This window comes from Xanthomonas sp. SHU 166, assembly GCF_000364685.1.
GTDB classification, from domain to species: domain Bacteria; phylum Pseudomonadota; class Gammaproteobacteria; order Xanthomonadales; family Xanthomonadaceae; genus Xanthomonas_A; species Xanthomonas_A sontii.
The window spans coordinates 1-7081 of sequence record NZ_AQOJ01000879.1; the positions used below are offsets into that span (position 1 = coordinate 1).

Sequence of the window (7081 nt, forward strand, 5' to 3'; positions counted from 1 at the left end):
CGACGCGCCCAGCCTGGTGGTGACCACGCAATATCCCGGCGCCAACGCCAGCACCATGGCCTCGCTGGTGACCACGCCGCTGGAGCGCCAGCTCGGGCAGATCTCCGGGCTGCAGATGATGACCTCCGACTCGTCGGCGGGCCTGTCCACGATCGTGCTGCAGTTCGCGATGGACCGCGACATCGACATCGCCGCGCAGGACGTGCAGGCGGCGATCCGCCAAGCCACCCTGCCCTCGTCGCTGCCCTACCAGCCGGTCTACAACCGGGTGAACCCGGCCGATGCGGCGATCCTCACCCTCAAGCTCAGCTCCGACACGCTGCCGCTGCGCGAGGTCAACAACTACGCCGACTCGATCCTGGCCCAGCGCCTGTCGCAGGTGCCGGGCGTGGGCCTGGTGTCGATCGCCGGCAACGTGCGCCCGGCGGTGCGCATCCAGGTCAATCCGGCGCAGCTGTCGAACATGGGCCTGACCCTGGAGGCGCTGCGCAGCGCGCTGACCCAGACCAACGTCAACGCGCCGAAGGGCTCGCTCAACGGCAAGACCCAGTCCTACAGCATCGGCACCAACGACCAGCTGTCCAGCGCCGCCGAGTACCGCGACACCGTCATCAGCTACAAGAACGGTGCGCCGGTGCGGCTGTCGGACGTGGCCAAGGTGGTGGACGGGGTGGAGAACGACCAGCTCGCCGCCTGGGCCGACGGCAAGCCGGCGGTGCTGCTGGAAGTGCGCCGCCAGCCCGGCGCCAACATCGTGCAGACGGTGGAGCAGATCCGCGCGATCCTGCCGCAGTTGCAGGGCGTGCTGCCGGCCGGCGTGCACCTGGACGTGTTCTCCGACCGCACCGAGACCATTCGCGCCTCGGTGCACGAGGTCAAGTTCACCCTGATCCTGACCATCGGCCTGGTGGTGGCGGTGATCTTCGTGTTCCTGCGCCGGCTGTGGGCCACGGTGATTCCGTCGGTGGCGGTGCCGCTGTCGCTGGCCGGCACCTTCGCGGTGATGGCCTTCGCCGGCATGTCGCTGGACAACCTGTCGCTGATGGCGCTGGTGGTGGCCACCGGCTTCGTGGTCGACGATGCGATCGTGATGATCGAGAACATCGTGCGCTACATCGAACAGGGCAAGAGCGGCCGCGAGGCGGCGGAGATCGGCGCGCGCCAGATCGGCTTCACCGTGCTGTCGCTGACCGTGTCGCTGGTGGCGGTGTTCCTGCCGCTGATCCTGATGCCCGGCGTCACCGGCCGCCTGTTCCACGAGTTCGCCTGGGTGTTGAGCATCGCGGTGGTGATCTCGATGCTGGTGTCGCTGACGCTCACGCCGATGATGTGCGCCTACCTGCTCAAGCCCGACGCCCTGCCCGAGGGCGAGGACGCGCACGAGCGCACCGCGGCGGCCGGCAAGACCACGCTGTGGTCGCGCACCGTGGGCGTGTACGAGCGCAGCCTGGACTGGGTGCTGGGCCACCAGAAGCTGACCCTGCTGGTGGCGCTGGCGACCATGGTGCTGACCGTGCTGCTGTATGTGGTGATCCCCAAGGGCCTGCTGCCCGAGCAGGACACCGGGCTGATCACCGGCGTGGTCCAGGCCGACCAGAACGTGGCGTTCCCGCAGATGGAGCAGCGTACCCAGGCGGTGGCCGAGGCGCTGCGGCGCGACCCGGCGGTGACCGGCGTGGCCGCCTTCATCGGCGCCGGCTCGATGAACCCCACCCTCAACCAGGGCCAGCTCAGCATCGTGCTGAAGCCGCGCAGCGACCGCGACAGCCTGGAAGACCTGCTGCCGCGGCTGCAGAAGGCGGTGGCCGGGCTGCCCGGCGTCGCCCTGTACCTGAAGCCGGTGCAGGACGTGACCCTGGACACCCGCGTGGCCGCCACCGAATACCAGTACTCGCTCTCGGACGTGGACAGCGCCGAACTGGCGACCCAGGCCACGCGCCTGACCGAGGCGTTACGCAAGCGCCCGGAACTGGCCGACGTGGACAACAACCTGGCCAACCAGGGCCGTGCGCTGGAACTGCACGTGGACCGCGAGAAGGCCAGCACCCTCGGCGTGCCGATGCAGACCATCGACGACACGCTGTACGACGCCTTCGGCCAGCGCCAGATCTCCACCATCTTCACCCAGCTCAACCAGTACCGCGTGGTGCTGGAAGTGGCGCCGGAGTTCCGCACCAGCACCGCGCTGCTGAACCAGCTGGCGGTGGCCAGCAACGGCAGCGGCGCGCTGACCGCCAGCAACGCCACCAGCTTCGGCCAGACCACTTCCAGCAACTCCTCCACCGCCACCGGCATCGGCGCGCAGAACACCGGCATCACCGTCGGCAGCGGCGGCACCGTGCCGCTGGCGGCGGTGGCCGAGGCCAAGCAGTCGACCACGCCGCTGGTGGTCAGCCACCAGCAGCAGCTGCCGGCGGTCACCGTGTCGTTCAACCTGGCGCAGGGCTACTCGCTGTCGCAGGCGGTGGCGGCGATCGAGGAAACCCGCGCGCAGCTGCAGCTGCCGCCGCAGCTGCATGCCGAGTTCATCGGCAAGGCCGCCGAATTCACCGGCAGCCAGACCGACGTGGTGTGGCTGCTGCTGGCCTCGGTGGTGCTGATCTACATCGTGCTGGGCGTGCTGTACGAGAGCTATATCCACCCGCTGACGATCATCTCCACGCTGCCGCCGGCCGGCGTCGGCGCGCTGCTGGCGCTGATGCTGTGCGGGCTGAGCCTGTCGGTGGACGGCATCGTCGGCATCGTGCTGCTGATCGGCATCGTCAAGAAGAACGCGATCATGATGATCGACTTCGCGATCGACGCGCGCCGCGAAGGCGCCAACGCCCACGACGCGATCCGCCGCGCCTGCCTGCTGCGCTTCCGCCCGATCATGATGACCACCGCCGCGGCGATGCTCGGCGCGCTGCCGCTGGCGCTGGGCGACGGCATCGGCTCGGAACTGCGCCGCCCGCTGGGCATCTCCATCGTCGGCGGCCTGCTGCTGTCGCAGCTGGTCACCCTGTACACCACCCCGGTGATCTACCTGTACATGGAACGCGCCTCCGAGCGCGTGCGTCGCTGGCGCGAGCGGCGTGCGGCACGGCAGGCGACGGCGGCGGAGGGAAGGGCGTGAGGGGCCGGAAATCGGGAATGGGGAATCGGGAATCGGAAAGCGCCGAGTCCGCGCGCTGCCGACTCGTTCACTCCATGCCGGATCCTCGAAAGACTGACACCGGGCGCGTACTGCGATTCCCGATTCCCCATTCCCCATTCCCGGCCCCATGAACATCTCCGCGCCCTTCATCCGCCGTCCCATCGGCACCGCGCTGCTGGCCATCGGCCTGTTCGTGATCGGCATGATGTGCTACCTGCGCCTGGGCGTGGCGGCGCTGCCGAACATCTCGATCCCGGTGATCTTCGTGCAGGCCAGCCAGGCCGGCGCCGATGCCTCGACCATGGCCGCCACGGTCACCGCGCCGCTGGAACGGCACCTGGGCCAGGTGCCCGGCATCGACACCATGCGCTCCTCCAGCTCGGAGGGGAACAGCCAGGTGTTCATGGTGTTCCAGAGCAGCCGCAACATCGATTCGGCGGCGCAGGACGTGCAGACCGCGATCAACGCCGCGCAGGCCGACCTGCCCTCCGGCCTGGCCACGCCGCGCTACCAGAAGGCCAATCCCAACGACGACCCGGTCATCGCCATCGCCCTGACCTCGGACACGCAGTCGGCCGACGAGCTGTACAACGTCGCCGATTCGCTGCTGGCGCAGCGCCTGCGCCAGATCACCGGCGTGGCCTCGGTGGACATCGGCGGCGCCTCCACGCCGGCGGTGCGGGTGGACGTGAACCTGCGCGCGCTCAATGCCATGGGCCTGACCCCGGACGACCTGCGCAACGCGGTGCGCGCGGCCAACGTCACCTCGCCCACCGGCTTCCTCAGCGACGGCGCCACCACCACGGCCATCGTCGCCAACGACGCGGTGGCCAAGGCCGCCGACTTCGGCCAGGTGGTGATCAGCCAGCAACAGGGCCGCGCGGTGCGCCTGCGCGACATCGCCAACGTCTACGACGGCCAGCAGGATGCCTACCAGGCGGCCTGGTTCGGCGGCAAGCCGGCGGTGGTGATGTACGTGTTCACCCGCGCCGGCGCCAACATCGTGGAGACGGTGGACCGGGTCAAGGCCGAGATCCCGATGCTGCGCACCTACCTGCAGCCGGGCACCAGGATGACGGCGTACTTCGACCGTACCCCGACCATCCGCGCCTCGCTCAACGAGGTGCAGGCCACGCTGATGATCAGCCTGGCGATGGTGGTGCTGACCATGGCGCTGTTCCTGCGCAGGCTGGCGCCCACGCTGATCGCCGCGGCCACCGTGCCGCTGTCGTTGGCCGGCGCGGCGCTGGCGATGTACGTCATGGGCTTCACCCTCAACAACCTGAGCCTGCTGGCGCTGGTGATCGCGATCGGCTTCGTCGTCGACGATGCGATCGTGGTCATCGAGAACATCATGCGCCACCTCGACGAGGGCATGTCGCGGCTGGACGCGGCGCTCGCCGGCGCGCGCGAGATCGGCTTCACCATCGTCTCGATCACCGCCTCGCTGGTGGCGGTGTTCATTCCGATCCTGTTCGCCAGCGGCATGATCGGGGTGTTCTTCCGCGAGTTCACCGTCACCCTGGTGGCGGCGATCTGCGTCTCGGCGGTGGTCTCGCTCACGCTCACCCCGGCGCTGTGCAGCCGCTTCCTGTCCGCGCACGCCGAGCCGGAGCAACCCGGCCGCTTCGGCGCCTGGCTGGAGCGCATGCACGATCGCATGCTGCGCGTGTACACCGTGGCCCTGGACTTCTCGCTGCGCCACGCGCTGTTGCTGGCGCTGACCCCGCTGCTGCTGATCGCGGCCACGGTGTTCCTGGCCGGCGCGGTCAAGAAGGGCTCGTTCCCGGCGCAGGACACCGGCCTGATCTGGGGCCGCGCCACCTCCAGCGCCACCGTGTCCTTCGCCGACATGGTCAACCGCCAGCGCCGCATCACCGACATGCTGATGTCCGACCCGGCGGTGAAGATCGTCGGTGCGCGCCTGGGCAGCAGCCGCCAGGGCTCCAGCGCCAGCTTCAACATCGAACTCAAGCGCCGCGACGAAGGCCGCACCGATACCACCGCGCAGGTGCTGGCGCGGCTCAGCGCCAAGGCCGACCGCTACCCCGACCTGCAACTGCGCCTGCGCGCGATCCAGGATCTGCCCAGCGACGGTGGCGGCGGCACCAGCCAGGGCGCGCAGTACCGCGTCTCGCTGCAGGGCAACGACAACGCGCAGTTGCAGGAATGGCTGCCCAAGCTGCAGGCCGCCCTGAAGCAGAACCCCAAGCTGCGCGACGTCGGCACCGACGTGGACAACGCCGGCCTGCGCCAGAACATCGTCATCGACCGCGCCCTGGCCGCGCGCCTGGGCGTGTCGATCGGCGCCATCGACGGCGCGCTGTACGGCGCGTTCGGCCAGCGCCAGATCTCCACCATCTACTCCGACCTCAACCAGTACAGCGTGGTGGTCAACGCGCTGCCGGACCAGACCGCCACGCCGGCGGCGCTGAACCGCATCTACGTGCCCACCCGCAACGGCACGATGATCCCGCTGACCGCGGTGGCGCATCAGGTGCCGGGTCTGGCGCCGTCGCAGATCACGCACATGAACCAGTACACGACCATGGACCTGAGCTACAACCTGGCGCCAGGCGTGAGCACCGGCGAGGGCGATGCGATCATCGCCGCCACCGTGGCCGGGCTGCGCATGCCCGGCGATATCCGCATCGCCGACGGCGGCGGCTTCGGCGTGCAGTTGCAGCCGAACTCGATGCTGGTGCTGGTGCTGGCCGCGATCGTGGTGGTCTACATCGTGCTGGGCATGCTCTACGAGAGCCTGGTGCACCCGGTGACCATCCTCTCCACGCTGCCGGCCGCCGGCATGGGCGCGCTGCTGGCGCTGTGGGTCACCGGCACCGAGCTGTCGGTGATCTCGATGATCGCGCTGGTGCTGCTGATCGGCATCGTCAAGAAGAACGCGATCATGATGATCGACTTCGCCCTGGTCGCCGAGCGCGAGCACGGCAAGACCCCGCTGGAGGCCGCGCGCGAAGCCTGCATCGTGCGCTTCCGCCCGATCATGATGACCACGATGGTGGCGATCCTGGCCGCAGTGCCGCTGGCGGTGGGCCTGGGCGAAGGCTCGGAGCTGCGCCGCCCGCTCGGCATCGCGATGATCGGCGGCCTGCTGATCTCGCAGAGCCTGACCCTGCTCAGCACCCCGGCGCTGTACGTGATCTTCTCCTGCCTGCGCGAACGCTGGTACGCGCGGCGTGCGCGTCGGCGCGAGCGGCGGCAGCTGCGGGTGGCCTGACGGCCGGGAATCGGGAATAGAGAATGGGGAATCGGAAAAGCGAGGAGCAAAGAGCGGTCATGCGCCACTGAGGCGAAAGCGGCACCAGTTGCCTCAGTCACTCGACCCTCATGCTCTTCCCATTCCCCACTCCCGATTCCCTATTCCCGGCTTCTCAGCCACACCCTTCCACATAATCCACCTGCGGCGGCAGGCCCACACGCCAGGCGACGGCCTTGCCGGCTGCGTCGGTCTCGAACACCAGCACGCCAGGCTGGCCGGACTCGCCGCGCACGCGCAGCATCTTGGCGCCTTCGACGTACTTGTGCGGCTGCTCTTCCACGCGACCGGCGTACAGCGCGCGCAGTTGCGCCAGGTCCATGCCGACCTTGCCGCCGCCGGGCGCGGTCTCCTTGGGGGTGCGCACGTCGTAGCGCACCAACTTGTCGTCTTCGACCATCAGGCCGAACCGGTTGTTGCCCTTGGCCCAGCGCGGACGCAGCACGTAGCAGCTGCTGCCGGCGCTGGGCTGGCCGTCGAGCTCGCCGCCCCAGGCGGCGCGTGCCTGCGCCGCCGACATGCCCAGGCGCAGGTCGCCATAGCCATCGATGCGGGCCAGTTGCCGGTCGTCCGCGGCCAGTTCTGGCGGCAGCGCCGAGGCCGGCGCCTGTGCCGGCGGCACGTCGCTATCGGGCTGGTCGATGTCCGGCGGCGGCAAGGCGCCGTCG

At 69.4% G+C, this 7081-nt stretch carries 3 protein-coding genes; 2 read left to right on the top strand and 1 reads right to left on the bottom strand.

The features are described 5' to 3' along the window. Together D180_RS19970 and D180_RS19975 are read left to right on the top strand one after the other, a co-directional pair. Nucleotides 1-3115: efflux RND transporter permease subunit (locus tag D180_RS19970; protein WP_017914158.1), on the top strand; the 3115-nt coding region annotated here is incomplete at its 5' end. 148 nt (nucleotides 3116-3263) lie between these two features. Beyond that, on the top strand, nucleotides 3264-6374 hold the full coding sequence (locus D180_RS19975; RefSeq protein WP_017914159.1) for an efflux RND transporter permease subunit: 3111 nt from the start codon (nucleotides 3264-3266) through the stop codon (nucleotides 6372-6374). Nucleotides 6375-6528: 154 nt separating this feature from the next. On the opposite strand, the gene D180_RS19980 is transcribed toward D180_RS19975, so the two are convergent. Then, a partial coding sequence (locus D180_RS19980; protein ID WP_017914160.1) for a hypothetical protein occupies nucleotides 6529-7081 on the bottom strand: 553 nt, incomplete at its 5' end.

What these genes read in the sequence shown, in the direction of transcription:
- D180_RS19975 (WP_017914159.1), top strand. Translation starts at nt 3,264, where the DNA reads ATGAACATCTCCGCGCCCTTCATCCGCCGTCCCATCGGCACCGCGCTG.